We start from the raw sequence: 25446 nt of genomic DNA, 5'->3' as shown, positions 1-25446 counted from the left end.
GACGAGCGCCCCGCCGCCGCGACCGGCAGCCGCCCCCTCAGGGACCGGACGGGGCGAGGCGGCGCCGGCAGCGGCAACGGAACAGCCCGCCGCGTCGACGGCACCCGCCGCGGAGCCGCCCGCGTCGGCACCGGCCCCCTCGTCGGCGCCGCGGACCGCCCCGGCGCCGCCAACCGCCCTCATGCGCGGGTCGACCGCCCCGTACAGCAGGTTCGCCGCGAGGTTCCCCGCGAACACGATGGCCGAGGTGGCCAGCGCGATGCCCACGAGCAGCGGCGCGTCCCCGCCGAGCCCCGCGGTGACGGCGGCCTGGCCCAGGCCGGGGTACGAGAAGACCTGCTCCACCAGCACCGACCCGCCGACGATCTCGCTCACCGAGGTGAACTGCAGGGTGAGCGCGGGCAGCGCCAGGTTGCGCAGGCCGTGGCGGAGCACGGCGCGGCGGCGCGTCTCCCCGCGCGCCTCGGCGAAGCGCATGTACTCGCTCGCCATGACGTCGACGGTCTTCTCGCGCGTGTGGAGCGCGACGTTGGCCACGCCGGTCAGGGAGAGCACGAGGGCGGGCAGCGCGGCATGGTGGATGCGGTCGAGCAGCGTGACGCTCGCCGAGGAGGCGCCGATGGGAACCGAGAACCCCACCGGGAACCAGCCGAGCCAGACCGAGAAGACCATCAGCGCCAACATGGCGAGCCAGAACCCGGGCGTGGCGGAGAGCAGGTAGCACCATCCGCGCACAAGGCGGTCGAACAGGCTGCCTTGCGCGGCACCCGCGGCGACCCCGAGCGCGAACCCGATGGCCCCGGAGAGCAGCCAGGCGCAGGCGAGCAGCAGCGCCGCCCCCGCGAGCCGCTCGCCCACGACCTCGACGACCGGGGCGTTGAAGCGCAGGCTCTCCCCCAGGTCGCCGTGCAGGGCGTCGGAGGCCCATGCGGCGTAGCGCTCCGCGAAGGGCTCGCCCGCGCCCCAGCGCTCGGCGAGCTCCTCCCGCTTCTCCGCGCTCATGGAGAGCAGCGCGGCCTGACCGGTGTTGGCCTGGACCGGGTCGATGGGCGAGGCGCTCACCAGGGCGACCGTCACCATGCTCACCGCGACCATGAGCAGGGCGAAGCGGGCGAGCTGGCCGGCGGCGAAGCGCAGGGCGGCGGGCATGCGCCGTGCGCCCCGGAGCCGACCGGGGGCGGCGGGCGCGCACCCGTCGCCCGCCCCCGTCATCGGGCGACGGCCGCTCACGCGCTCCAGCTCCAGCGGTCGACGTTGTTCACGAGCGACCACCCGTGCCCGTGCGGATGGGGCTTCTGGTCCGCGACGTCGAGCCCGTCGCGCTGGAAGTAGAGGTGGTCGACGTTGGCGATCCAGCACCAGGTCGCGGCGCCCTGCGGGGCCACGCCCTCGGCGCCGTCCCACATGGCGCGCCGCCACAGGTCGAAGGAGGAGCCCATGTCCGTCTGCGCGAGCGCCGCGTCCAGGTACGCATCGACCGTCGCGCTCTCGTAGCAGGCGTAGTTGCCCCACCCCGTCGAGTAGTTGAGCTCGTAGACCTCCACCGGGGAGTTGGACCCCCAGCCCCACAGCACGGGGCTCTCGTATTGGTGCGGGTAGATCTCGTCCCAGCTGCCGCCGCGCGGCGAGACCTCGATGCCGAGCTCGCGCATCTGGTCGGCGAACTCGTTCGCGATCGCCTGCCGCACCGAGTCATCCGACGCGTACCACAGGTCGAAGGCGGCACGCACCCCGTCGCGCTCGCGGATGCCGTCCCCGCCGACCGTCCACCCCGCATCGTCGAGCAGCTCGCAGGCGCCGGCGCGGTCGTACTCCACCCGCATGTCGTCGCTGGACCACGGCATGCCGTCGCCCACGCTGAAGGCCTCGGTGCCGTACCCCGCGATCACGTGGTCGATGACCGCCTGGCGGTCGACGCCCCGGCAGATGGCCCGCCTGACCGCCACGTCGCAGGTCACGTCGTTGCCCGTCGGGTACACCATATCCCCCTCGACCGTCTTGGCGCCCCCCGCCTCCACGCAGGGCAGGGAGATCCCGCGCGAGTCCACGGTCCCGTACGCGGCGAGCCGGTAGCCCTCGAAGGACCGGTCCGCGTGGGTGGCGTAGGTGTAGGCGATGTCCACCTGCCCGGCCTGCACCGCGGCGAGCGCCGCGTCCTCGTCCATGAACACGACCAAGAGGCGCTCGATGTTGGGGGCCTCGCCGTAGTAATCGGGGTTCGCGCGGAAGATGACCTGCTGCCCGCGGTCCCACTGCTCGAGCAGGTACCTGCCCGAGCCGACGGGGTTCTCCCCGTACCCCTCGCCGTAGGCGTGCTCGGGCACGATACCCATGACGGCGAGGGTGTAGAGCAGCGCGTTGTAGGGCTTGCTCAGGCGCAGCTCCACCACGGTGTCGCTCAGGGCGACCGCCTCGTCGACCATCGAGAGGTCCGCCTCGGAGGTGCCGCCGTGGGCGATGGCGTTCACCGTGAAGGCGACGTCCGCGGCCGTCAGGGGCTCCCCGTCGCTGAAGCGCGCGTCGTCGCGGATGGTGAACGTCCAGGTGAGCCCGTCGTCCGAGCACAGGTACTCGGTGGCGAGGTCGTTGGTGAAGTTCAGCTCGTCGTCCGTGACGATGAGGGTCGACTGGATGAGCGGCTCGTGCACATGCTCGCCGCATCCCCACGCGACGAGGGGGTCGAACCCCGCCGCGGGCTCGCTGCCCGCGTTCATGGCCACGACGACCTGACGCGAGGGATCGACCCCGCCCGATGCGCCCGAGCCGGCCGATGCCCCATCCCCGCCCGAGCAGCCGGCGAGCGCCGACGCCGCCCCGGCGAGCGCGGCGCCCAGAAGGCCGCGCCTCGTGATTGCCGTACCTGCAGCTTCCATGTGAATCCTTCAAAAGTGTTACGAATACCATGATTCGTGTTACCGACCTGGGCATCGTATCATTGGAGTCGACTCCAACGCAAGCGCCCCGCCCGGGGGGATCCCTCCGGACGGGGCGCGAGGACCGATCGGGCAGAAGGCCGCGGGTCGGCGGATATGGGAGCGCGGCGGGCGGGCGCTGCCGGCGGGAGCCGCCTAGCGGGCGAGCGCGCCCATGGGGTCCCAGGGGGCGAGCTCGACCGGAGCGGACTCGTAGGCGGCGAGCTCCTCGGCCGTCAGGTACTTCTTGTCCACGACCACCTGGTAGACGTACTCGGAGAACCAGGCGTCCGACGCGATGTCGTAACCCTTCTTGCCGCGGTCGCAGCCCCAGCTGTTCTCGATCCGCCAGCGGGTGGGGTTGCCGTCGCCGTCCAGGTTCACGCCCTGCAGCGTCATGGCGTGGGTCATGAGCGACTCGCCGTAGTCCAGGCGGGCAGCCTTGTCCAGGCCGGCCTCGATGTCCATGCCGAACAGCCCGTCGATATCGAGCGCGGCGGGGTCGAGCACGCCGTCCGCGCGCAGGAAGCTCTGCCCCACATCGGACCCGAACCACACGGGCAGGCCGTCGGAGAGCTGGGCAACCGCCATGCGCTTGAGCGACTCGATCGGCAGGTTCACGTAGCGCACCCCGCCGTCCTCGACGACGTTGCCGAGGAACTTGACGGTGTAGGAGCGCAGATAGGGCTTATCCGAGGTCGGCGCATTGATGACCGAGATGTAGTCGTCCAGGTCCATGTCGACGAACTCGGCGAAGAAGGCCTGGGGTGTGTAGGTGCCGCTCGCCTTGAGCTCGTTGGCGTCGTCGCGGATGAGGACCTCGAAGCTCGCCGGCGGCTCGCCCAGGCAGATGACCAGGTAGCGGTATACGTCGTCCATGAGCCCGGACTTGATCCGCGCGAGCTCGCCGGCGTCCGCCCCGGCCGCGACGGCGTCGCGCAGCCGCTTGGCCCCGGCGCGCAGGTACCGCGTCAGGTGCTGGTTGAGGTCGCCCGTGTTGGACGAGTGGAAGGTCTCGGGCATGGCCTCCTTGGGCACCACGCCGTACTTCTTCACGAGGGAGCGGAACATGTCCCACTGCCCGCCGTCGCACAGCGGGTCGGTGAGCAGGTAGGCGACCTCGCGGTCCGCCAGGGGCTTGCCGGCGGTGGCGATGACGTTCTCGAAGAACCAGTTGGAGCGCTCGTACTTGTCCCAGAACAGCGGGTAGGCCTGGGACAGCTCGAAGGTCTTGAGGCCGAGCTTCCTCATGATGCGGAAGCGCATGGTGTTGAGGCTCGCGAACATCCAGCAGCGGCCCGAGCGCTTCTGGTCGGTGATATCCCCCTGCTCGAGCTGGATATCGAAGGTGGTGGTGGCGAGCGCCGCCGCCTGGGGGTTGCGGGCGGCGGAGGCGATGCCGGCGCTGGTGACGGCGTTGCGGGCGATGGCGCATGCGCGGTCGCCCTCGAGGGCGGCGCGGGCGCCCGCGATGACCTCCGGCGTGAGGGCGGGGTTGCGGTCCATGGAGGCTCCTTTCATCAAGCCCGGGGAACCACCGATCGCGTTCGCGCCAGATGCCGCCGCGGCGAGACGGACGCGGGCGAGGGCGAGGAGGGCGCGGTTGCGCTGCGCCGACGCAGCCCGAGCCCGCAGGCGCCCGCCACGGGGGGGCGGCGCGGGATGGATCGGTCGGTGTTCCCCTAGGTCCGGTAGGTTTACAGGTCCGACCGCTAGCATACCCCGCGCGCGGGCCGGGGGCCGGCCGTCAACAATTTCCCATATCCGAGGGGCGCAACCCGCGTGCCACGTGCCCGCCGCGGTAACGCGCCCACGGCGTGCGCGTCGGCATCGGGGCCGGCGAACCGGGGCCGTCGGACGGGTGGCAGCGCCCCCGCGCCGCGGCGGGCGGCGGCATCGCCCGGAGCGCCATGCACGGAGGCGCCCCATGGGCGGGTCAACGGTATACTGGTACGCAGGGCCAAGGGACAGAAGGCGGTGGAATCCGTGATGGATGCGAAGATGCGTCCCCAGTTGAACGGCATCGGGCTCTCCCGGGCCGGCGAGCGCGTGCTGCGCGTCCTCGAGGACGCCGGGCTCGAGGCCTGGGTCGTCGGCGGGTGGGTCCGCGACGCGCTCAGGGGGGACGCGGGCCACGACGTCGACCTCTGCTGCTCAGGATCGTGGCAGGACAGCGAGGCTGCCCTGCGCGCGGCGGGGATCCGCGTGGTCGAGTCCGGCATCCGCTTCGGCGGGATCACCGCGGTGGAGGACGGCGAGCGCATCGAGGTCACCACCTACCGCCTGGACGGCTTCTACACCGACGGCCGCCACCCCGAGCAGGTCACTCGGGCTGAGCGCGTGGAGGACGACCTCGCGCGGCGCGACTTCACCGTGAACGCCATGGCGTGGCATCCCGAGCGCGGGCTGCTCGACCTCTACGACGGGGCCGGCGACCTCGCGCGCGGGCTCATCCGCGCGGTGGGCGACCCCCGCCGCCGCTTCGAGGAGGACGCCCTGCGGATGCTGCGCGCGGTGCGCTTCGCATGCCGGCTCGACTTCCGCATCGAGGAGGCCACCGCCGCCGCGCTGGCCGACTGCGCCCCCCTGCTCGACCGCGTCGCCCGCGAGCGCGTGGGCATCGAGCTCGAGGGCATCCTGGTCACCGCGCACGGCGGGGACGCCCTCCTGCACCACCCCGAGCTCATGTGCGCCGCCATCCCCGAGCTCGCGGCCTGCCGAGGGTTCGACCAGTGCAGCCCCTACCACGCCTACGACGTGTACGAGCACATCGCCCGCGTGCTCACGGTGGCGGGCGAGCTGTCGCGCTTCCGGATCGACGGGGGCGACCCCGATCAGCCCCCGTCGCCCTCGCTCATGTGGGCGGCGCTGCTCCACGACATCGGCAAGCCGGCGACCTTCACCCGGGACGAACGCGGGCGCGGGCACTTCTACGGCCATCCGGAGCTCAGCGCGAAGATGGCGCGCGCGATCATGCGGCGCCTCTCCGTGCCGGGCGACGTGATACGCGACGCGTGCCTGCTCATCCGCTACCACGACCGCCCCATGATGGCGGAGCGCGAGGACCTGCTGCGCGCCATGGGCCTGTTCTCCGGCGAGGGCCTCGACACGCCGCGCCTCATGGGCGAGCTGTTCGACCTCAAGCGCGCCGACGCGCTCGGGAAGGCCCCCTCGTGCTTCTCGTATGTCGAGGACATCGAGCGGATGCGCGAGATGGTGCGCGAGCTTCTCGCCAACCGCGAGGCGTACGACCTCGACTCGCTCGATCTGCGCGGACGCGACCTCCTGGACGCCGGCGTGAAACCGGGGCCGCGCATCGGCGAGCTGCTCCGCCGCGCGCTCGAGGGCGCCGTCACCGGGGCGGTCCCCAACCGCCGCGCGGACCTGATCGCGTACCTCGACCTGACCTGAGGGGCGCCGTATGACGAAAGCGCCCCGCGGCCTCCTTCGGGCCGCGGGGCGCATCGAACCGGTCTACCGGCGCCCGCGCGAGTCTCCCCTGCAGGGCGCATAGCCCTAGCGCGGCAGCTTCTCCACCACGACGCGGCGGCTGTACTCGTCGACGTGGCTGAAGTCGCCCAAGCCGACGCTCTCGGCGACGTTGGCGCCGGTGGCCATGGCGAGCTTCAGGGCCTCCTCGACGTTGTCGCGGTTCTCGTACCACTTGTACAGGAACGCGGCGAGCGTGCAGTCGCCCGCGCAGACCGAGGAGACGAGCTTGATGTTGAACTCGCGGCGGGCGTACCAGACGTCCTCGCCGTTGGAGAAGTAGGCGCTGCCGCGGCTGCCCATGGTGAGCAGGACGTTCTGCACGCCGGACTCATGCGCCATGCGCAGCGCGCGCTTGGCGTCCTCGTGCGTGTCGATGCGCACGCCGTAGATCTCGCGCATCTCGTGGTGGTTGGGCTTGATCAGCAGCGGCTTCTTCTGGCAGAGGTCCTTCAGCTTGCTGCTCGACAGGTCGAGCACCACGTCGGCGCCGCGGGCCTGGGCATGGTTCACGACCTGGTCGAGGAAGTCGGCGGATGCGCGCGGGGGCACCGAGCCGGAGACCACGAGGCAGTCGAGGCTGCCGGCGGTGTCCAGGATCTTGTAGAGCTCCTGCTCGCCCTGCGGGGTGAGCGGGGCGCCCGGGTTTAGCACGCCGTACTCGTTCTCGCCGTCGTTCAGGTACGTGTTGATGCGGGTGACGCCGTCGATCCACACCGGGCGGCACAGGCACCCCATGTTCATGGTCTCCTCGACGATGTACTTGCCGGTGAAGCCGGCGAAGAAGCCGAGCGCGACGGAGTCGACGCCGAACTTCTTCAGGGCGAACGAGACGTCGAGCCCCTTGCCGTTGGGCGTGTAGCTCGCCGAGCCCGAGCGGATGTTCTCGTTGGGCACGAGCGGGCCGCACGAGACGGTCATGTCGACGGCAGGGTTTGCAGTCAGCGTGTAGAACATGGTCAATCTCCCCTTTCACAAAGGGCCGCGCGACCCCGGGCGGAGAACCCGGGGATGCGCGGCCCTGAGACAACGTTATGGCACGTCGATCGCCATCAAGACACCTACCGGGCGTTGGCCTCGAGAAGCGCCTTGACCTCCTCGGCGGTCGACAGCTCGAGCACCTTGGCTGCGAGCTCGTCCGCCTCGGCCTTGGTCCACTGCGAGATGGCCTTCCGCGTGCGCAGGATGCTCGGAGCGGAGGTCGAGAACTCCTCCATGCCCCAGGCGATCAGCAGCGGGGTGAGCAGCGGGTCGGCAGCGGCCTCGCCGCACATGCCGACCATGATGCCCGCGCGCACGCCGGCCTCGATGATGTTCTTGATCGCGCGGAGCACCGCCGGGTAGTACCAGCTGTACAGGTAGGCCACGCGGTCGTTGCCGCGGTCGGAGGCCATGGTGTAGCCGGTGAGGTCGTTGGTGCCGATGGAGAAGAACGCGGACTCCTTGGCGAGCAGGTCGGGGATGTTGGCGGCGGCGGCCGTCTCCATCATGATGCCCACCTGGATGTTGTCGTTGAAGGTGCGACCCTCCTCGCGCAGCTCGGCCTTGCACTCCTCGACGAGCTTCTTGACGGCGCGGATCTCCTCGACGCAGGTGACGAGCGGCACCATGATCTTGATGTCGCCGAAGGCGCTGGCGCGCAGCAGGGCGCGGAGCTGGACCTTGTACTCATCGGGGTTGTCGAGGCAGTAGCGGATGGCGCGGTACCCCATGAAGGGGTTCTCCTCCTTCTGGAGATTCATGTAGGGAATCTCCTTGTCGCCGCCCACATCGAGGGTGCGGATGATGACCGGGGCGCCCTTCAGGGCCACGGCGACCTTGCGGTACGCCTCGAACTGCTCCTCCTCGCTGGGGAGCTCCTTGGCGTCCATGAACAGGAACTCGGAGCGGAACAGGCCGATGGCCTCGGCGTCGTGGTCGAGGGCGCCGTTGACGTCGTCGGGCGAGCCGATGTTGCAGGCGAGCACCTTGGCGATGCCGTCGGCGGTGACGCTCGGCTTGCCGCGGAAAGCCTCGAGGGCGCGCTTCTCGGCGGCGAACTGCTCGGCGCGCTCGGTGTAATCGGCCAGGGTCTCCTCGTCCGGCTCGCCGATGACGACGCCCTTGGAGCCGTCGACGATGGCGGTCATCCCGTTGTGCAGGGCGCCGCAGGCGTTGGACACGGACAGGACGGCCGGGATCTCCAGGGCGCGGGCGATGATCGCGGAGTGCGAGGTGCGGCCACCGGTCTCGGTGACGATGCCCGCGACGTTGGCCTTGTCGATGGTGGCCGTCATGGACGGGGTGAGGTCGTGGACGACGATGATGGTCCCGGCGGGCAGGACGGAGAGGTCGACGACCTCGCGGCCCAGCAGCTCGGCGAGGATGCCCGTGCGGATGTCCGCGATGTCGGCGGCGCGCAGGCGGAAGACCTCGTCGTCCATGGACAGGAACATGTTCTCGAACATCGTGCTCGTCTCGACGAGCGCCTGCTCGGCGCAGGTGCCGCCGTCGATAGAGGCCTCGATGGCACCCGTGAGCTCGGGATCCTGGGCGAGCGTGACATGGCCGCTCATGATCTCGGCCTCGGCCTCGCCCACGCTGGTCTTCATGTGCTCGGCCTGGGCCTCGGTCTTCTCGCAGAAGACCTCGAGGGCGGCCTTGAACCGGGCCTTCTCGGCCGCGGCGTCCTCGACGACATGCGGCGTGAACGTGAGGTCGGGCTCGACCGCGACGGCCACGGTGCCGATGCCGATGCCCTCGGATGCGTTAACTCCCTCGTACATTGCTTTTCCTCTCCTTATGCAGCCCGGATGACCCGGACTCCCCTGCAAAGGCGCGGGAGCCGCGTGCGGTCCCGCGCCGAAAAACCAAACGAGATCGGAAGGCGGTTCCTCAGAGGGACGGCCGGGCTACTCGCCCAGGCCGCTCTTGATGAGGTCGAGCGCGGCGGCGAGCGCCTCGTTCTCGTCCGTGCCGTCGCAGCGGACCTCGACCTCGGTGCCGCAGGGGATGCCGGCGGCCATGAGGGCCATGGGGCTCTTGCCGTTGACCTCCTTGTCGGCGGTGACGATGGTCACGTCGCAGGCGAACTTGCCCATGGTGGAGGCGAACAGGCCGGCCGGACGCATGTGGAGGCCCTGCGGGTTGATGAGGGTGACCTTCTCAGAAACCATACTTTGACTCCTTTGTTGCTCAGATCGCGCCCGCCGACGAGCTCGACCGGCGCAACATATGACGAGCATAGTTTACCCCATCGCAGCATGGATGGGCCGCAAGAACGGCGTTCGGGGGCAAATAGGACCCCCTCCGCGGGCGCGCCTATCGCAGCCGGTCGTTGAGGATGCGGGCGATGTCCTCCGGGGAGGCGGCGGACATGACCGCCGCGCGGAAGGAGTCGTCCATGAGCGACTCCGCGACCCGGGAGAGCAGCCGCAGGTGGGCGGCGCCGTCCTCCGAGTCGGGGATGAGCAGCGCGATGGCGACGGTGACGGGGAGCTCGTCCATGGTGTCCCAGCCCGCGATGCCCGCGTCCGCGCGGACGACGAGCACCGACGCGCGGCGGATGGCGCGGGACTTCGCGTGCGGGATGGCGAAGCCGTCCATCATGCCCGTGGTGCCCTCCGCCTCGCGGCGGTGGAACGCCGCATCGAGCTCCGCGGCGTCGTCCGCCAGGCCGAGGCCGACGGCGCGCGCGGAGATGAAGGCGAGCGCCTCATCGCGGTCGGCGAGCTCGACGCCCATGAGCACCTGCTCGACCGAGACGAAGGGGGCGTCGGCCGCGGCGGATGCACCCGGGCGCTCGGCGGACGGCGCGGCGGAGGCCGGGACGGGGGCCGCTTCGACCGAGGGACCCGCCTCGCGGCCGGCCTCGGGGTCGCGGCGCCTCAGCGCCGAGACCATGCGTGAGATGATCCCCCTGTGCTCGCCTGTCTCGATGCGGTCGTCGTGCTGGGCCATGAGCCACCTCTCCCATCTGCAGAGTCCGCGCGCGGAGCGCCGGCGCGAGACGCCGTCGAATCCTGTGGGAAAGCATACCACGCCGCAGGGTCGACGGAGACACGCGGAGAGGACGCCACGGGGGCGGATGGCGGATGCGGCGGCTCAAGGGATGAGCGAGCTCCGCGCCGCACGGCGGAGAAGCGGGATGCAGCGGCTCGAGGGGTAGACGGGTCCCGCGCCGGAACGGCGGAGGAGCGGGAACACGCACGCAGGGCCCACGAGTGCGAGCCGGGTCCCGCCCCTGCACGGCGGAGGAGCTGCGCCTCCGTATGGGCGCCGCCGAATTATGCGCCTGCCGTGGCCCTCGCCGCCCGCCGCCCCGCGCGCCCGGGCATCCTCTATAATCTGGTGAGCACGCGCCATTAGCTCAGTTGGATAGAGCAGGGGACTTCTAATCCCAAGGTCGTTGGTTCGAATCCGACATGGCGCACCACAGCACGCACGCGGACGCCCCGGGAACGGGGCGTCTCGACATTCCGCCGAGGAGCACATTTCCATGCCAGCAGACCTTGACAACAGCCGCATCGCCGTCCTCGTCCCCTGCTACAACGAGGAGGTCACCGTCGGGAAGGTCGTCGCGGACTTCCGCCGGGAGCTGCCGGGCGCCGCGGTCTACGTCTACGACAACAACTCCACCGACCGCACCGCCGAGCTGGCCGCCGCCGCGGGCGCCGTCGTGGTGTCCGAGCCGCGCCAGGGCAAGGGCAACGTCGTCCGCCAGATGTTCCGCGACATCGACGCCGACTGCTACCTCATGGTCGACGGGGACGACACCTACCCCGCGGACGCCGCGCGCGCCCTGTGCGGGCCCATCCTCTCCGGACACGCGGACATGACCGTGGGCGACCGCCTCTCCAACGGGACGTACGCGGAGGAGAACAAGCGCGCGTTCCACGGATTCGGCAACGACCTCGTCCGCGCCATGATCAAGTGGATCTACGGCTACGCCTTCGACGACGTCATGACGGGCTACCGCGCGTTCTCCCGCGCGTTCGTGAAGACCTTCCCCGTCCTCTCGGACGGGTTCCAGATCGAGACCGAGCTGTCGATCCACGCGGTCGACCGGCGCTGGCGCATCCTCGATGTGCCCATCGTCTACCGCGACCGGCCCGAGGGCTCGGAGTCGAAGCTCTCCACGTTCTCCGACGGGGCGAAGGTGATCATGACCATCGCCGGGCTGTTCAAGAACTACCGGCCCATGAAGTTCTTCGGCCTGATCGCTCTACTGTTCCTCCTTCTGGGCCTCGTCGCCGGCATCCCCGTGATCGCCGAGTTCTTCCGCACCGGGCTGGTTCTGCGCCTGCCCACCGCCGTGCTCGCCTGCGCCCTCGTGTTCCTCTGCGGGCTCTCGCTCGCCACGGGGATGATCCTCGACTCCGTCGCCAAGGTGGAGCGCAAGCAATGGGAGCTCGCCGTCAACCGCGAGATGGAGCACGAGCGGGCGCGGTAGCCGCTCGGGCAGAGCCGCCGTTCAAAACGAAGACGATCTCGGGCCGGCCGCGAGGCCGGCCCGCTTCATGACGGCATCCGAAGGCCGCGGCGCTTCCGCACCGCTCGCCCCGCCTACTTCAGGCCCAGGTAGCTCTCCCAGAACGCGCGCGACGTCATGTACGGGAAGGCGTCCTTCCACGCCTGGCGCACCCGCTTGCCCTCGGCGCGATAGCGCCGCATGAGCTCGTGCTCGCGCTGGCGGATGGTGCGGAAGCGCGCCCGATCCATGTGGCGGATGGCCCCCTTGGTGCGCGTGGGGTCCAAGAACACGATGGTCCGGCGGCCCGTCGAGCTGCCCTCGAGCGTCGCGGCGCCGTTTTTGACCACGTAGCCGGGACGGCTGCCGAGCAGGGGACGGGGCAGGTAGTGCTTGTCGTAGGGCAGCGAGCGCCATAGCTTCATGAAGCGCGAGGGACGAGCCTCAAGATTAGCATGGGAAAGCACCCCGTCGGTCACGCCCGCCGCGCGCAGCAGTGCGGGGTCGAGCTCCTCCACGGGGACGAGCTTCTCGTTGCGCGCGCCGTTGGCCGCCATGAGGGCCGACCCGTCGAGGGCCTGAAGGTACTCGGGGCCCTTGAGGTAGTCCTCGAAGCCGTCGAGCAGCAGCTCCGCGGCGCTGTAGTCGAGGTCGCGCAGGTCCTGGCGCACGCTGCGCTGCAGGCGCACGATGAACAGCGCCTCGGAGGCGCAGTCGTCCACCGCGATCATGGCGAGGAAGTTGCGGATGTACTGGTAGCAGTCGACCGAGGCGCGGAACCGCCCCTCGAAGCTCTCGTGCCACACGCAGATGCCGCCCATGGTCATGTAGACGGGGTCGTTGCGCATGCCGAACTCGACGTCGTCGCAGCGGATGAAGAACGGCATGGGCAGGCCGTTCTCCTCGATGGCGGACACCGGGATGCAGCTGTACCACCAGGCGCCGTAGGCGCGGGGCACCTCCACGTCGATGCGCTCGTTCTCGATCACGTCGGGCAGTTCCCCGACGTGCAGGTCCCCCTTGACGCGACGGTAGGCGCCCGAGTTGACCACGTAAGACACGTCCTCGAACTGGCGCGTGGGGTCCTCCAGCGAGAGCATGGCCCCGTTCACGAAGGCGCCCCGATAGGAGCCCTGCGCGAGCGACAGCAGGTTGTAGGTGCGGATGAGGCTCTCGGGCATGATGCGGACGTCGTCGTCCATGACGAGGACGTGCGTGTACTCCCCTGGGGTCTCCGTCGCGGCCATCATGCCGCGGGCGAATCCGCCCGACCCGCCGACGTTGGGGTTGGGCAGCACGGTCACCAGGTCGTCGGTGAGCGCCTCGGCGTCGAGCGTGCGGCCGTTGTCCACCACGAACATGTGGAAGCTCCCGAGGATGGGAGCGCCCTCGGCGCGGATGCCCTCCTGGACGAGGTCGATGTTCGCGGTGATGTAGGCCTCCTTCTTGAAGGTGGTGGTGGCGAGCGCGAGCCGCACCGGGTTCACGCGAGCGGGATCGACCTCGGCGTACCAATAAGCCCGGAGGACCGTCAGGCGCTCCCCCGCCGCGGGGGCGAGCGTAAAGCCGATCAGGTCCTCGGAGGCGCAGGGGATCTCGATGTCCAGGACAGCGGGGTCGGCAGACGGAGCGGAGACGGCATGCGACGAGATCGCGCGGCGGTCCTGCGCGCCGGACGCGACGCCCTCGACGAGCAGGTCCCCGGAGCCCGCGACCTCGATATGCAGGCGCACCGCTTCGATGCCGGCATACCGGTGCCATTTGCACGCGGGCAGCGCGTTCAGGTAGGTGAGGAAGTCGACCGGGCCGGTGCAGACGAGCGCGGCAGCGCCTGCATCGTAGGCCGCGGCACCGCGCCCGGTGCGGAAGTAGAGCTCCGGATGCCGTGCGGCGTGATCGTCCACGCGCAGAAGGACGTTGGCGAGTTTGAAAGGCAGAGCCATGCGGGTCATCTCCATGATCCGGTCGGGTTCGTATTCGTACCAGTCTACTTGAAGGTGCGGACAGGCGGGCGGATTCGATGTGTTTTATTGTGGTGCGCACCTGTATCGGGCACTCGCTCCGCTGCTTATTGAATGTCCGTCCCATGCGGGATAGCATTTCTCAGTGGAAGAAACCGGACGGGAATGGCCCGGGTCGGCTGTACGATGTCGGTCTATCGGGATCGGAATCGGGATACGGGTTTCAGTGGGAGAGGCTTCTTTGAACAACGATATGTCGGGACAGGGTCCCCCCCCCCCTCGGAGAACATCGGGCCGCCGCCTTCATTCGACGCACCTGGGGGACGTTCGACGTGCTTTCATGCGTCCTGAGCATCGTCATCTCCCTGCTGAGCAATACGGGTACGCGCTTCGTCCGGTATCAGTCCCTTCATATCGCAGGCCCTGCAGATGCGGCGGTCCTCGTCGTCAAGATCGTCCTGTACGCGACGGCGCTGTATCTGGTCATCAGGGCGCTGGTATCGTTCTGGGACAGGCCGGCGCATGACCGCACCGCCAGCGCGAGCGCTCCGGCCAGGTCGCCCATCCTATCGATCCGCCTCAGCGACCGCGGCCTGTACCTCGCATGCTTCCTCTTCATGATGGCAGCTTGGCTGCTCTGGGTGATCCCGAATCTTCCCGGGACCATGCGCGACGATTCGATCCCCCAGTATCTGCAGTATTTCGGCTATGTCGACTATTACACCCAGCATCCCATCTTCGACACGCTCTGCTTCGGCATCTTCTGGGACATGGGGGCGGCCCTCGGGTCCCCGCTCATCGGGTTGAGCATTTACATCATCGTCCAATGCGCTCTCACCGCAGCGTGCTTCTCCCTGCCGCTCGTGTACCTCAGGCGCCGCGGGGTTCCCGATACAGCCCTCGTCATCTTCCTCGTCTTCTACTCGTTCGCACGGGTCATCTACCAACCGGTCGATGCGATGTCGAAGGACTCGTGGAACGGCTGGTCGTTCGTCCTCTCGATGATCTGCGTGGTCGAGATCGCCCGCACGCGCGGCGCGTGCCTGCAGCGCAGGCTGTATCTGATCGGGACGATCGTCTCGATCTTCATCTGCATCGCATCGAAGCGAACCATGCTGTATGTGCTGACCCCGACGCTGGTTCTTTTCGCCCTCACCCAGATTCGCGGCAAGAGGTCGTGGGCTGCGCGCACCTTCGCCGCAGGAACGGTTCCGGCGTTGGCCTTCCTGCTTATCTGGAACCCCCTGAGCGTTGCGATGTTCGGGGCGACGCAGAACACCACGTACGAGATGGTCTCGGTGCCCGTCCAGCAGGTCGTCTACACCGTCAAGGAGAACCCCTCCGCCTTAAGCGACGGCGAACGGCGAGAGCTCTCCGAATACATCCAGATCGACCGTGCCGTGCAGGTCTACAACCCCTGGCGCTCCGACGAGGCGACAGGATGCATCTACCCGGATGGCGACGTGAGGACGCTCGTCAAGTACTGGATCGAGCTGGGACTCGAGCATCCGGATGACTATCTGACATCCTTCATGAACATCGCCAGCCAATGGTTCTCACTGGACATCCCAATCAACTACGGTCACGACCTGGAAGACGAGCTGCTCACCGACGCGCGGATGGAGGGGTGGGCGTCGTTTTTCCCCGAGGGCGGGAAACGGGAGGCGGAGTCCGCTCTGCAGGTCTTCAGGTCGGAGCGCCCCGAACCGCTGCAGAGGCCGTACGAGGCACTCGAGCGCATCGACTCGATTCAGGCTTTCCACCTTCCCGTTCTCTCGAGTTACGGACTGTATGCGTTCGTCATCCCGATCACCGTCGCCGCCTGGTCGATCGCCCGCCGAAACCTCATGTCGCTGGGGATGTCGCTGGTTCCGCTGCTCCTTCTGTGCACGTTCCTCATCGGACCCATCGAGCTGTACTGGTATACGGTTCCGATCGTCTACATCGCTCCCCTGATGCTCTCGTTCCCGCTGCTGAGCGACAGGGGAATTGAGGATACAGCTGGAAGCGAGCGAAGACCATCTGAGCGCAGCCGCAACGCGAAGCGGCGTTAGGGACATCGCCTCGGCGCTCACCCAGTCTTAAACGCCGGCGAACAGCCGCAGCTCCCCTACGATTCGAACAAGGGGCACCATTCCTGCTATATTGGCAAAGTCCCCGTACACCCACCGCATCCATGTCAGTACCGCCAACTTCGGAGGTCACCTGTGAACGTTGCCATCATCATCGCCGGAGGTATTGGCTCGCGCATGGGCCAAGATGTTCCGAAGCAGTTCATCGACATTTTCGGTAAACCGGTCATCATTTATACGCTTGAAACCTTTGAACACCACCCCCTTATCGATGCAATCGCCGTAGTCTGCCTCGATGGTTGGCAAGAGATACTCAGAAGCTATTCCGAGCAATACGGGATCTCGAAACTTCGCTGGATTGTCAAAGGGGGATCAACTGGGCAGGAATCGATTCGCAACGGCGTCTATGCTCTTGAAAAGAAGCTGAGCGACGATGACACTGTCATCATTCACGACGGCGTTCGCCCCATGCTTGATGTAGAGGTCCTCACCGACGTCATCCGCGTCTGCGATAGATATGGGAACGCCGTTTCGAGCATGCCGTATAACGAGCAAATCTTCATCATCGATGACGACAACCCCCAAACCACAACCCGCTATATCCCGCGGGAGACCCTGAGGCGTGTATCCACCCCCCAGGCGTATCGCTACGCTAAGCTGTTGCACTCATATCGCAAGGCGTTCTCTCTGGGTATAGGCATATCGGGATCAAGCTACACCAACACCATGATGGTCGAACTTGGAGAAACCCTTCATTTCGCTTCTGGTTCCGATAAGAACCTGAAACTCACAACACCGGAGAATCTCGAAACGTTCAAAGCGTATCTCACGATAGAAGGAAAGGGACGACAACGATGAATCGATTACGCATTCCCGCATACACGCGCGACATAGAGCGCATCGTCGCATCGGATCTCCCATGGGCTGACCTCGCGAATACCAGTGTGCTCATTACCGGGGCGACGGGTATGATCGGAACGCTTCTCGTAGACGTGCTCATGCGAGCAAATGAACTCCATGGTCTACACTGCAGAGTTATCGCAATTAGCAGAGATGCGAGCAGGGCGCAGAAGCGCCTCCCATACCATGACGACAGACTCTTCTCGATTGAGGAGCTGGAAATCGGCTCATTCGGTGCTCGTCCATCTGAACGCGCCGACTTCATTTTCCATCTTGCCAGTCCTACGCATCCGCGAGCCTATGCCTCGAATCCCATAGGGACTATCCAAGCAAACGTTATCGGACTGCAGAATCTGCTCGACTACGCTGCAGCAGAAAACTCTCGACGTATTCTGTTCGCTTCTTCAGTTGAGATTTACGGGGAGAATCGAGGAGATACCGAACGATTTGATGAGGGGTACTGCGGATACATTGACTGCAATACCGTTCGAGCGGGATACACCGAAGCAAAACGGCTCGGCGAAGCGATGTGCCAAGCCTATCGGGCGCAGCTCGGAATCGACGCTGTCATTGCACGCATCGCCCGAGCATATGGCCCCACCCTGTTACCGAGTGACTCAAAAGCTCTGTCGCAGTTCATCCATAACGCTCTAGCCGGCAGAGACGTTACGCTCAAAAGCACCGGCATGCAAAGGTTCTCTTACCTCCACGCATCCGATGTCGTAAGCGGCATCCTCTACCTGCTGTTCAAAGGATCCAGTGGCGAGGCGTATAACCTTGCAGATGAAGCGAACGACACCAAGCTTATCGACCTCGCACATATGGTTGCTGAAATCGGAGGCGTTTCCGTCGTGCTCGACCTTCCGGACGCAGTAGAACAGGCGGGTTATTCAAAGGCAACATATGCACTCATGGATGGGACGAAAACACGAAATCTAGGCTGGGGCGCAGCGTACACCCTCCCCGCAGGTATCAAGCAGACATTGGAGGTTCTACGGGAAACCTCGATTCTTTGATTACCGTCCGAGACTCAGTTTGGGGCAGCGAATCCCTTCGATTCGCTGCCCCAAAATAACCGACGGAACCTATCCCGTGATCGCCGGACCATCAGTCCCAAGCATCTTCCTTAGCGCGGTCTCCGCCTCTCCCCCATCGAGTGCATCATGATCGACATGCTGGTAGTGCGAATTGATGTCTTTGGGAAGCGTTAGGTAATCACCGTAGCGGCTCCGGATAACGAGTTCGTAATCGTTTGGAACGTAGAGCTCGACGCCTTCGAAATCCATTCGCCTAAGGGGGAAGATCTCAGACGTTCCAAACATCATCCTTCGCTGCTTGCCGTCATCGAGGTTGTCGATGCTCCAGATGATTGCCTGAGCGGCCTCTTCGTCGCAAATCAAGCCTTGAGCGCGAACGTCATCAAGGCATTCGTCGTAATATGCCTGAATGAGCTCAGCCCCTTGCTCATTAGATGGATACCATGTGCGCTGGTTCCAGAAATCAAGTGAATCATCGCTGTTAATCTGCTCGATCATCTTTCGACGCGCCGCACGATGGCGTTCGCAATTATTGAAATCGAGCTTGGGGGCCCAATCGTATACGAAGAGATCGAGGAAACATGGTATCGATTCATCGCGATACGAGAATCGAATTTGCCTGCAAGGCCAATACTTGTCATGAACGACCGTTACCCGATGGCGGTCGTCGTGCTCGGTCAATGCGATCAGCGTATCGATGTCCTCGCGCATCATTCCCAAGTCAACATCATCGTCCCACGGAATAAATCCCCCATGACGAGCGGCGCCGAGCAAGGTCCCGAATGCAAGCCAGTATCGTAAACCGTTCTGTACACAGATTTGGTCAAACTCATGAAGTAGATGGACGCATCCAAGCTGCAAAAGGCGCATGCCGCCGCTTGCTTTAGGCAAGCTGCGGAAAAAGCGCTTCTTAGCATCGTCGAGCGATTCGCCATCTCGACGATACTGTTCCCATGCAAACATCTTCATATGAGCGTCGTGGGCATCGAGATCCTCAACCAATTGATGTATTACGGGAAGCGTACGCTCCTCAAATTTATAGTCGATATTTCCGTTGATCCCACGGTCAGCCACTTCAACTCGATCATATAATCTGTCGAGAGTCTTTATAATAGTTTCGTATTGATAACTATAATCCAATCTAAATGAATGGAAGTCGTCCTGTAAAGCATGAAACGAGCGTGAAGATATGGGGAGCAAGCCCTTTATTAACTTAACTAATGACATCAGCAACGCCCTCGACAACAGCTGATTTTAATTCCATATCCAGCATTTTCAATGCATTGCTGCGCATCCATGAGTCTTCCAATTCCCAAATCAAATCCTGGTTGGCCAATATATTTTCCTTAGCCGATAAAGGAAGGAGCATCTTTATCTTTAGTGAGATACGACCAATTGGGCCATTATTGACCAGTCGCCGCCAGATTGCGTGAAGAAATTCACAAGGATTAGTTTGTAACGTATACCTGTAAATCAGGTATTTACGTTTTCCACGGTAAGCGAAAGACGAGTCCTCTAGTATAGCTTGGGCCATCTTGCCGTATAAAGAATCATTAAGCAAGGTTTCAAGTTGTTTTGAAGAAAAGAAGGTTTCTAGGATTGAACGAAGGAAACGAATCAATTGGAGTCGGACAGGCGAAGGAGAAACAATTATATCTCTGAGAACGAATGCTGCAATTTGGCGAAGCAAGTCCCGATAATACAAATCAATAAATCCCTGCTGGGACCAATCGGCACAAACATGCTCTATGATTCGAAGATGGTCGTAGAGCTTCAAAAAAGTGTTATTCGACCTTGTTGCCATTAGCGACTCAGCTCTATTGATTCTATATTTGTATAGTTTAGTTGAAAGAAGTACAGTTTTTTTTGATCTAGGATAGAGTGCGAAATGAAAAAGCTCGTCCTCACCGAACCGGATGTCATCATCAAACAATAGCCCGGTCTCAAGGAGAAATGAACGACGACAAGCTGTTCTCCAAGCGAAAGGATGACTTTTTTCGGAAAAAAGAAGGTCCGGAGAAAAGGTTTCATACACAGCATCACGAGGACTTAAGGTCTCGTCGAGCCAAGGCGTGGAGCGGTGAGCTGGGTAACAAGAAGCGCCAAAGGTGACTACATCGGCGTTATGCGTTTCAAATGCCTCCGCAATCGAAGCGCATGCACTCTTTTCAAGCATGTCATCAGAATCGACAAAGCATACAACATCCCCCGTCGCTGCCCTGATACCCGCATTTCGAGCAGACGACAGGCCGCCATTCGCCTTAGTTATGACAACAAGACGCGGCTCAACTTGAGATAGCTGCGCTAACAACTCCCCAGACCGATCGGTAGAGCCATCATCAACGCATATTATTTCCAACTCCTGAAAGGTCTGCTTGCGAATAGAATCGATGCAACTGAGAAGATATGCCTCGACGTTGAACACGGGCACGATGACGCTTATTTTCAAAACCAGACACCTCGCGATTACAAATGAGCTGCAACAACACGAACAGCAACGCTGATACCGTATCTTCGAACCAAGTGCGTAAATCTTGAAAGCAAACTTGGTAACACAGAAGACTCATGATCCGCCGCATAAAGCGTAAAGCTTTGTAATAAAAGATCTCGTGAAGTTCTTTTGTTTGAATCAAAATCACGAAGATCAAGGTAGCCGCATCTCTCATCAGAGATAACCTCTTCCCTCATCCGAGGGAGAAACTTTTGCTTCAGCTCATCATTTAGGCGATCATAATTCCATTCATAGCTATCAAACTTCATGCGAGCGAGAATGGACCTAAGGTACTGTCTATCTTGCCAGTGATTGTCAAGGTAGCGATGCATTTCAGCGTACTCATCGCAAACGCAGAACACCTTACCAGGTGAGTTGACTGACGATGCTTCATTATCCTGCCTATAATGGAGAAAAGCCTTATTAATCAAAACAGCGTTATCGGCAGATGCCCAGACCTTAAAATTAAAACCCGCATCTTGATAAGAGGCTCCAGGCGTCTCCAGAAACCGAATATCATTGTCTCGCACAAAAGAGCTCTTGTAAATCGCAGACCAGATTGAAGGTTTCCTATAAAAAACCTCTCTCTCAATTTGCGGATTAATATGCCCCTCGATAACTTCGTCGACCCATCCAAATTTGCGATTGATAACATTGGGGTCAGACCAATATAAATAAAAGTCAGACTTAACAACCTGGGCATCATATTTTTTTGCAGCAGAGTACATTACCTCAAATGCATCTGGCTCGATATAATCATCCGACTCAACAATACCGATATACTCTCCTACACACATATCGAGGCCCATGTTCATCGATGCCCCATAGCCTGAGTTGGGCTTATCAATCACCTTGAATCTAGAATCTCTATCAAGATAGTCCTGAATTATCATCCGTGAAGAATCTGTAGAGCCATCATTAATGCAGATGACCTCAATGTCCGGAAGCGTCTGATTTTCAAGCGAATCAAGGCATTCACGTAAGTAACGCTCCACATTATAGATTGGAACAAGTACTGAGACCAACGGTGAAGACATCCAACACTCCAAAACTATTATCTGCCACCCTGCCACGAGAAACGAAACTATTACACTTTAATCTAGCGACCAGCAGCGAATTATATCAACTTTAAAACTATATACGCATACATTCTGTGAGACCAGCCCCAGATCAGAGGTTAGGCCAATCTGATGAATCGAAGCCTGTGGAGAGGATGCCACTAAAGGGTTTTGAGCCCATTCGGTCAGAAACGATTTACTCTGAAAATGCAAGAGTCTGCTATAAAATATGTCGCAGTATACTTAATGTGGTTAAATGTGCAGGCTTGGAGATGGGAGGGCGTTTCATAAAAGTATGTCATAAGCGTCATCGCTGTCAAATATCCTCCATATTATTCTATTCACCGCTTACCCAGAGTGACCATCACTAATTTGATGGAATACTTTACTTGATATCTTCTGTATCGGAGTGACTATGACTGCAACCAAACAACGCATCGAATGGCTTGATATAGCAAAGGGCATTGCCTGCCTAACGGTCATCATCGGACATACTATTTCCTATGATTCCCCCTTTAGACAGCTTATTTTTTCTTTCCATATGCCATTATTCTTTATCTTAAGCGGCTACACGTTTCGAATTAAGCCTTGGCGCGAGCTTTTGCATTCGTCCGTCAGGCGTTTAGTAATTCCATATCTATGCATTTATTTTATTTATCATATTACTATGTCACTAGTTACAAGTGATCGTATTTCCTTGACGTGGGCATACCAGAATATAATGACATTCCTATTCGCGTCTGGCACAACTGTCCTGCCTTTTGGGTTCGCTGCGGTCGGAATGCCCTGGTTCCTCGTATCGCTCTTTTTTTGTAAACTGATTTTTAATGCTATACTAAGATTTGGAGAGTCCCATAGCGACAGCCGAATAAGCACCGGTCTTATTTCGACAATTCTTGCGTTATCTGGCTATATAGTAGGAGGTGTATTACATTTCTACCTACCATTCAGCTTAGATATCAGCTTTGTCGCAGTTCTTTTCATGTGGTTTGGCTATAACGCAAGAACTAAGGAATTGTTTTTTGTTGACCAAAGCCCTCGCAGATTCTGGTTCACTTTCCTTGTCGTTATTTCAATTTGGCTTGTGTCCGCGCGCTTTAGTTATCTTGAGCTTGCAGCACGAAGGTATGACTCAGTATTGCTTACATTGATTGCAGCTCTTTCTGGGACCCTAATGGTCTGCATGCTCTCATCTCTTGTTTCAAAGATTAAGCAATCGTCATTTCTAGGTATATTTCGAGTATTCCTAAACTTTGTTGGAAGAAATAGCATGTCAATTTTCTGCACACACTCAATGGATTATGTAATTCCATGGGCATCGTTGGCGGCTGTCCGATCATTGCCCTTTCCAAATGGAATAACATCTTGTGTACGGATACTATATAACACAGTGTTCGCTAAGCTAATCCTTGCATTGAAGTAAACTAGACTGAAAAGGTAGAATGTTGTGAAGAGTCTGTCTCGTTCTCCGCTTACCCGTTATATTGTGAATCTAGTAAAGGCAGTAACGGCAATTCTGCTTATCGAAACACTAGTTTTTAACTGGAAGTTTTGGATCTCCTTAGCAGCTGATTACTCATCCCCATCAGGTGCTGTGTTGTTATCAATTTCTAAAGTTCGAATTGTTTTGATGCTTGCTATATATTTGCTCTATGTCATCTTTCGCCCCTCCTCTCATATTTGGGACATCAAAATGAACTCAATGTCCCGAAAGTCTAAAGTGGCACTTTCGAGCTTTGTTATTCTGATTAGCTTATTATCCGCAGGATTCACTCGTATAACAAATCAGGGAGAGTGGCTTGATGCCGGCGCTCAATATAATACTGGAATAGAAGCAGTACAAGATGGAAATCAATATAATCATCTAACGGACGCCCTGCTCAACGGGAGAGTTGAACTTGATTTACCTGTCTCGGATATTTTGCTCGAAATGGACAATCCATATGATCCCGCTGAAAGAGCGGCGCTCAATTCGGAAATCCATGATTCAATTTATTGGGATTATGCCTTTTATGATGGAAACTATTACTGTTATTTCGGAATTATTCCATGTCTGCTTACTTTTTTGCCGTTCAAAATTATCACAGGAGTTGATCTTCGCACAGATATTGTGGTAGCAGCCTTTGCAATTACAACTGTTCTTTCTTCAGCATACTTGTTAATTCAGGTCGGCAAAACTTATTTTTCCAACTTAACTGTTGGGAATTATCTAGTTGGTTTCATTTTATTAACATTTGGTTGCGGTGTTTTCGAACAAGCATTTCTACCAAGAATTTATCCGATACCTATTTTATCGGCTTTAACCTTTTCATTCCTTGGCATAGCTTTCTGGCTGAAAGCAAAAAGACACTTTACAGAATCGAGAGATCGATACAAATATCTATTGATTGGATCATTTTCTTTAGCTTTTACACTTGGATGCCGACCTCAGTATGTACTTGCATGCCTTCTCGCTTTCCCCATTTTTAAGGATGAGATCGGTAAGCGTCTTTTTTTCTCTTACAAAGGTCTATCGAATACTTTGGCGGTAATTGCACCATTTCTCATTATTTTTCTTCCTATTGGCTTTTATAACTATATTAGATTCGATTCAATTACTAATTTCGGCGCAGCGTATAACCTCACCGGCGGGGATATGACATCGTATCGATTTATCCCATTTAAAATACTTGTACAGTTCGTAGAATATCTCTTTTTGCCTTTTCAATTTACTTCTTCATTTCCATTCATCACTGTTATTAACAATTCCCCTCTCTCATCCAATATCGAATCGCTAAAAACGGCGGAGCCGTTCTATGCGGGCTTTATGTTTTTGACTCCTATCACCTTCTCCCTCTTTGCCCTAGTAAGGAAAGCTGCACGAACCGCTTTGAAGGACAGCGGGTGTTCTCCTCTCCTTATTACATCTCTTGCTATTGCCGCATTTAATATTGTTGTCGCTAGCTATGTTTCTGGAACGAACATGCGGTATTTTGCAGACTTCGCTTGGTTAATTATTCTCTCCGCAATACTAGTATTATGGAGCTCAGGTTTTTCCCGCTCGAGTAGAGGTCGAGTATTCATTTCAATTCTTTTATTCGCTGGTTTAGCGCTCTATGGCTGGACATTCCTCGGAGTTGAGAGGTTTGGAGCACTTATCCAGTCCTGTCCTGAAATCTATTCCGCAGTGCAAAACGCGATTTTCTCAGCATTACCCTAAATACAGCATTCATGCTACAACGACGGAAGAAGTTCGTTTGAGTTATAGAATGAGCGAGTAGTTTCTACGTTCGGTAACGCAAGTCAACTCGATGCGGTACCGGCAGCCAGCACGCATGGTACCGTCAATCGGCTCGCATGGTACCGCCTGCACCAGGGTACTGCGTGAGCGCACTGGCGTTCGACGATGCCGCGATGGGCGCGGACGAAGTCTACGCGCTTTTGGCCCCACCGGGCTGCAGGCACGCCCGAGTGCGCGTACCCGCAGCCCGACATAAGGCGGTAACGTACTATTTCTTGCGTGCTTTGACAGCGGAATAACGTCCAGATAGGAAGGAGGGCACGGCCCACCCCGGTATGATTCGAGTTGTCTTTGATTCGATCAGACTGGGGGAAGACCATGCCCGAGCCCATCGTAACATTGAACGAGGAATCCCTGTAGTCCGACCTGCGCGAGCTCGTCAGAGGGACCGTCGAGGACACCCTGAACGGCCTGCTCGAGGAGGGGGCCGGCGACCTGGCCTGCGCGGAGCGCTACGAGCGGACGGCCGAGAGGGAGGCGTGCTGCGCGGGGCACTACGAGCGCAAGCTCGCAACGACGTCCGGCGAGGTGACGATTCGCATGCCCAAGCTGAAGGGATGCGCCTCACCACGGCGGCCATCAAGCGCTACCGCAGGCGCGAAACCTCAGTCGAGGAGGCGATGATCGAGATATACCTAACGGGGGTCTCGACCAGGCGGATCGAGGACGTCTCGGAAATCCTGTGGGACTCGTCCGTGTCGGCGTCCACCGTTTCCAACATCAACGAGAAGGCGTTCGAGGCCGTCGAGTCCTGGAGGACCCCCCCCCTGAGTAATCGCGCCTGTTAGCACCCTCGG

At 60.7% G+C, this 25446-nt stretch carries 18 protein-coding genes, 1 tRNA gene and 1 pseudogene; 9 read left to right on the top strand and 11 right to left on the bottom strand.

The genetic code is table 11. The annotated features are described in order from the left end of the window. The 3 genes from PHA29_RS07260 to PHA29_RS07250 form a co-directional block, all read right to left on the bottom strand. Positions 1–1149: ABC transporter permease (locus tag PHA29_RS07260; RefSeq protein WP_270848915.1), on the bottom strand; the 1149-nt coding region annotated here is incomplete at its 3' end. 77 nt (positions 1150–1226) lie between these two features. Continuing rightward, entirely contained in the window at positions 1227–2873 is a 1647-nt protein-coding gene (locus tag PHA29_RS07255) for an ABC transporter substrate-binding protein (RefSeq protein WP_270848913.1), read from the bottom strand. A 195-nt stretch (positions 2874–3068) separates the two neighbouring features. After that, entirely contained in the window at positions 3069–4418 is a 1350-nt protein-coding gene (locus PHA29_RS07250) for a C1 family peptidase (protein WP_270848912.1), read from the bottom strand. A gap of 483 nt (positions 4419–4901) precedes the next feature. On the opposite strand from PHA29_RS07250, the gene PHA29_RS07245 reads away from it, so the two are divergent. Continuing rightward, positions 4902–6323, top strand: coding sequence for a CCA tRNA nucleotidyltransferase (locus PHA29_RS07245; protein ID WP_270848910.1), 1422 nt, complete (start codon positions 4902–4904; stop codon positions 6321–6323). A gap of 105 nt (positions 6324–6428) precedes the next feature. Here the strand turns inward: PHA29_RS07245 and PHA29_RS07240 are convergent, their stop codons facing one another. From PHA29_RS07240 to PHA29_RS07225, 4 genes are all read right to left on the bottom strand, one after another. Then, entirely contained in the window at positions 6429–7358 is a 930-nt protein-coding gene (locus tag PHA29_RS07240) for a 1-phosphofructokinase family hexose kinase (RefSeq protein ID WP_270574024.1), read from the bottom strand. A gap of 104 nt (positions 7359–7462) precedes the next feature. Next, complete coding sequence (ptsP, locus tag PHA29_RS07235; RefSeq protein ID WP_270848909.1) at positions 7463–9166, bottom strand: phosphoenolpyruvate--protein phosphotransferase; 1704 nt, start codon at positions 9164–9166, stop codon at positions 7463–7465. Positions 9167–9292: 126 nt separating this feature from the next. Beyond that, on the bottom strand, positions 9293–9556 hold the full coding sequence (locus tag PHA29_RS07230) for an HPr family phosphocarrier protein (protein ID WP_270405185.1): 264 nt from the start codon (positions 9554–9556) through the stop codon (positions 9293–9295). 145 nt (positions 9557–9701) lie between these two features. Continuing rightward, positions 9702–10340 carry a PTS sugar transporter subunit IIA gene (locus tag PHA29_RS07225; RefSeq protein ID WP_270848907.1) on the bottom strand — a complete coding sequence of 213 codons (639 nt, stop codon included), beginning with the start codon at positions 10338–10340 and terminating at the stop codon, positions 9702–9704. Positions 10341–10738: 398 nt separating this feature from the next. Here PHA29_RS07225 and PHA29_RS07220 point away from each other — a divergent pair. Next, positions 10739–10815: transfer RNA gene (locus PHA29_RS07220), tRNA-Arg, on the top strand. Between the two features lie 63 nt (positions 10816–10878). Then, positions 10879–11832 (top strand): glycosyltransferase family 2 protein, encoded by a 954-nt coding sequence (locus tag PHA29_RS07215; protein ID WP_270848906.1) that lies wholly within the window; start codon positions 10879–10881, stop codon positions 11830–11832. Between the two features lie 113 nt (positions 11833–11945). On the opposite strand, the gene PHA29_RS07210 is transcribed toward PHA29_RS07215, so the two are convergent. Continuing rightward, positions 11946–13793, bottom strand: a complete 1848-nt coding sequence (locus tag PHA29_RS07210) for a glycosyltransferase (protein WP_270848905.1) — start codon at positions 13791–13793, stop codon at positions 11946–11948. 350 nt (positions 13794–14143) lie between these two features. Between PHA29_RS07210 and PHA29_RS07205 the strand changes: the two genes are divergently transcribed. The 3 genes from PHA29_RS07205 (at position 14144) to PHA29_RS07195 (ending at position 17799) form a co-directional block, all read left to right on the top strand. After that, complete coding sequence (locus tag PHA29_RS07205; RefSeq protein WP_270848903.1) at positions 14144–15865, top strand: DUF6020 family protein; 1722 nt, start codon at positions 14144–14146, stop codon at positions 15863–15865. 153 nt (positions 15866–16018) lie between these two features. Further along, entirely contained in the window at positions 16019–16741 is a 723-nt protein-coding gene (locus tag PHA29_RS07200) for an IspD/TarI family cytidylyltransferase (RefSeq protein WP_270848902.1), read from the top strand. Then, a complete protein-coding gene (locus tag PHA29_RS07195; RefSeq protein ID WP_270848900.1) occupies positions 16738–17799 on the top strand; it encodes an NAD-dependent epimerase/dehydratase family protein in 1062 nt (353 codons plus the stop codon). The genes PHA29_RS07200 and PHA29_RS07195 overlap by 4 nt, the downstream gene beginning before the upstream one ends. 69 nt (positions 17800–17868) lie before the next feature. On the opposite strand, the gene PHA29_RS07190 is transcribed toward PHA29_RS07195, so the two are convergent. The 3 genes from PHA29_RS07190 to PHA29_RS07180 are packed head-to-tail and all read right to left on the bottom strand — an operon-like array spanning position 17869 to position 21348. Next, on the bottom strand, positions 17869–19047 hold the full coding sequence (locus tag PHA29_RS07190; RefSeq protein ID WP_270848898.1) for a LicD family protein: 1179 nt from the start codon (positions 19045–19047) through the stop codon (positions 17869–17871). Beyond that, complete coding sequence (locus PHA29_RS07185) at positions 19034–20251, bottom strand: glycosyltransferase family 2 protein (protein ID WP_270848896.1); 1218 nt, start codon at positions 20249–20251, stop codon at positions 19034–19036. Before PHA29_RS07185 ends, PHA29_RS07190 begins: the two co-directional genes overlap by 14 nt. A 35-nt stretch (positions 20252–20286) precedes the next feature. Beyond that, entirely contained in the window at positions 20287–21348 is a 1062-nt protein-coding gene (locus PHA29_RS07180) for a glycosyltransferase family 2 protein (protein ID WP_270848895.1), read from the bottom strand. Positions 21349–21784: 436 nt separating this feature from the next. On the opposite strand from PHA29_RS07180, the gene PHA29_RS10655 reads away from it, so the two are divergent. The 3 genes and pseudogenes from PHA29_RS10655 to PHA29_RS10675 form a co-directional block, all read left to right on the top strand. Then, positions 21785–22792, top strand: coding sequence for an acyltransferase family protein (locus tag PHA29_RS10655; protein ID WP_408612037.1), 1008 nt, complete (start codon positions 21785–21787; stop codon positions 22790–22792). A gap of 24 nt (positions 22793–22816) precedes the next feature. Further along, positions 22817–24568, top strand: coding sequence for a hypothetical protein (locus PHA29_RS07175; protein WP_270848893.1), 1752 nt, complete (start codon positions 22817–22819; stop codon positions 24566–24568). Positions 24569–25015: 447 nt separating this feature from the next. Then, positions 25016–25419, top strand: a pseudogene (locus PHA29_RS10675) (transposase); the annotation flags it as partial. Positions 25420–25446: the final 27 nt, after the last annotated feature.

The sequence above is a fragment of the Candidatus Collinsella stercoripullorum genome (genome assembly GCF_027669965.1).
GTDB classification, from domain to species: domain Bacteria; phylum Actinomycetota; class Coriobacteriia; order Coriobacteriales; family Coriobacteriaceae; genus Collinsella; species Collinsella stercoripullorum.
This window is presented reverse-complemented; position numbering and strand designations above follow the sequence as displayed.

Excerpts from the sequence above, each read along its gene's own strand:
- PHA29_RS07255 (WP_270848913.1), bottom strand. The coding sequence starts at position 2,873 with ATGGAAGCTGCAGGTACGGCAATCACGAGGCGCGGCCTTCTGGGCGCC.
- PHA29_RS07250 (WP_270848912.1), bottom strand. The coding sequence starts at position 4,418 with ATGGACCGCAACCCCGCCCTCACGCCGGAGGTCATCGCGGGCGCCCGC.
- PHA29_RS07245 (WP_270848910.1), top strand. The coding sequence starts at position 4,902 with ATGGATGCGAAGATGCGTCCCCAGTTGAACGGCATCGGGCTCTCCCGG.
- PHA29_RS07240 (WP_270574024.1), bottom strand. The coding sequence starts at position 7,358 with ATGTTCTACACGCTGACTGCAAACCCTGCCGTCGACATGACCGTCTCG.
- ptsP (WP_270848909.1), bottom strand. The coding sequence starts at position 9,166 with ATGTACGAGGGAGTTAACGCATCCGAGGGCATCGGCATCGGCACCGTG.
- PHA29_RS07230 (WP_270405185.1), bottom strand. The coding sequence starts at position 9,556 with ATGGTTTCTGAGAAGGTCACCCTCATCAACCCGCAGGGCCTCCACATG.
- PHA29_RS07225 (WP_270848907.1), bottom strand. The coding sequence starts at position 10,340 with ATGGCCCAGCACGACGACCGCATCGAGACAGGCGAGCACAGGGGGATC.
- PHA29_RS07215 (WP_270848906.1), top strand. The coding sequence starts at position 10,879 with ATGCCAGCAGACCTTGACAACAGCCGCATCGCCGTCCTCGTCCCCTGC.
- PHA29_RS07210 (WP_270848905.1), bottom strand. The coding sequence starts at position 13,793 with ATGGCTCTGCCTTTCAAACTCGCCAACGTCCTTCTGCGCGTGGACGAT.
- PHA29_RS07195 (WP_270848900.1), top strand. The coding sequence starts at position 16,738 with ATGAATCGATTACGCATTCCCGCATACACGCGCGACATAGAGCGCATC.
- PHA29_RS07190 (WP_270848898.1), bottom strand. The coding sequence starts at position 19,047 with ATGTCATTAGTTAAGTTAATAAAGGGCTTGCTCCCCATATCTTCACGC.
- PHA29_RS07180 (WP_270848895.1), bottom strand. The coding sequence starts at position 21,348 with ATGTCTTCACCGTTGGTCTCAGTACTTGTTCCAATCTATAATGTGGAG.
- PHA29_RS10655 (WP_408612037.1), top strand. The coding sequence starts at position 21,785 with ATGACTGCAACCAAACAACGCATCGAATGGCTTGATATAGCAAAGGGC.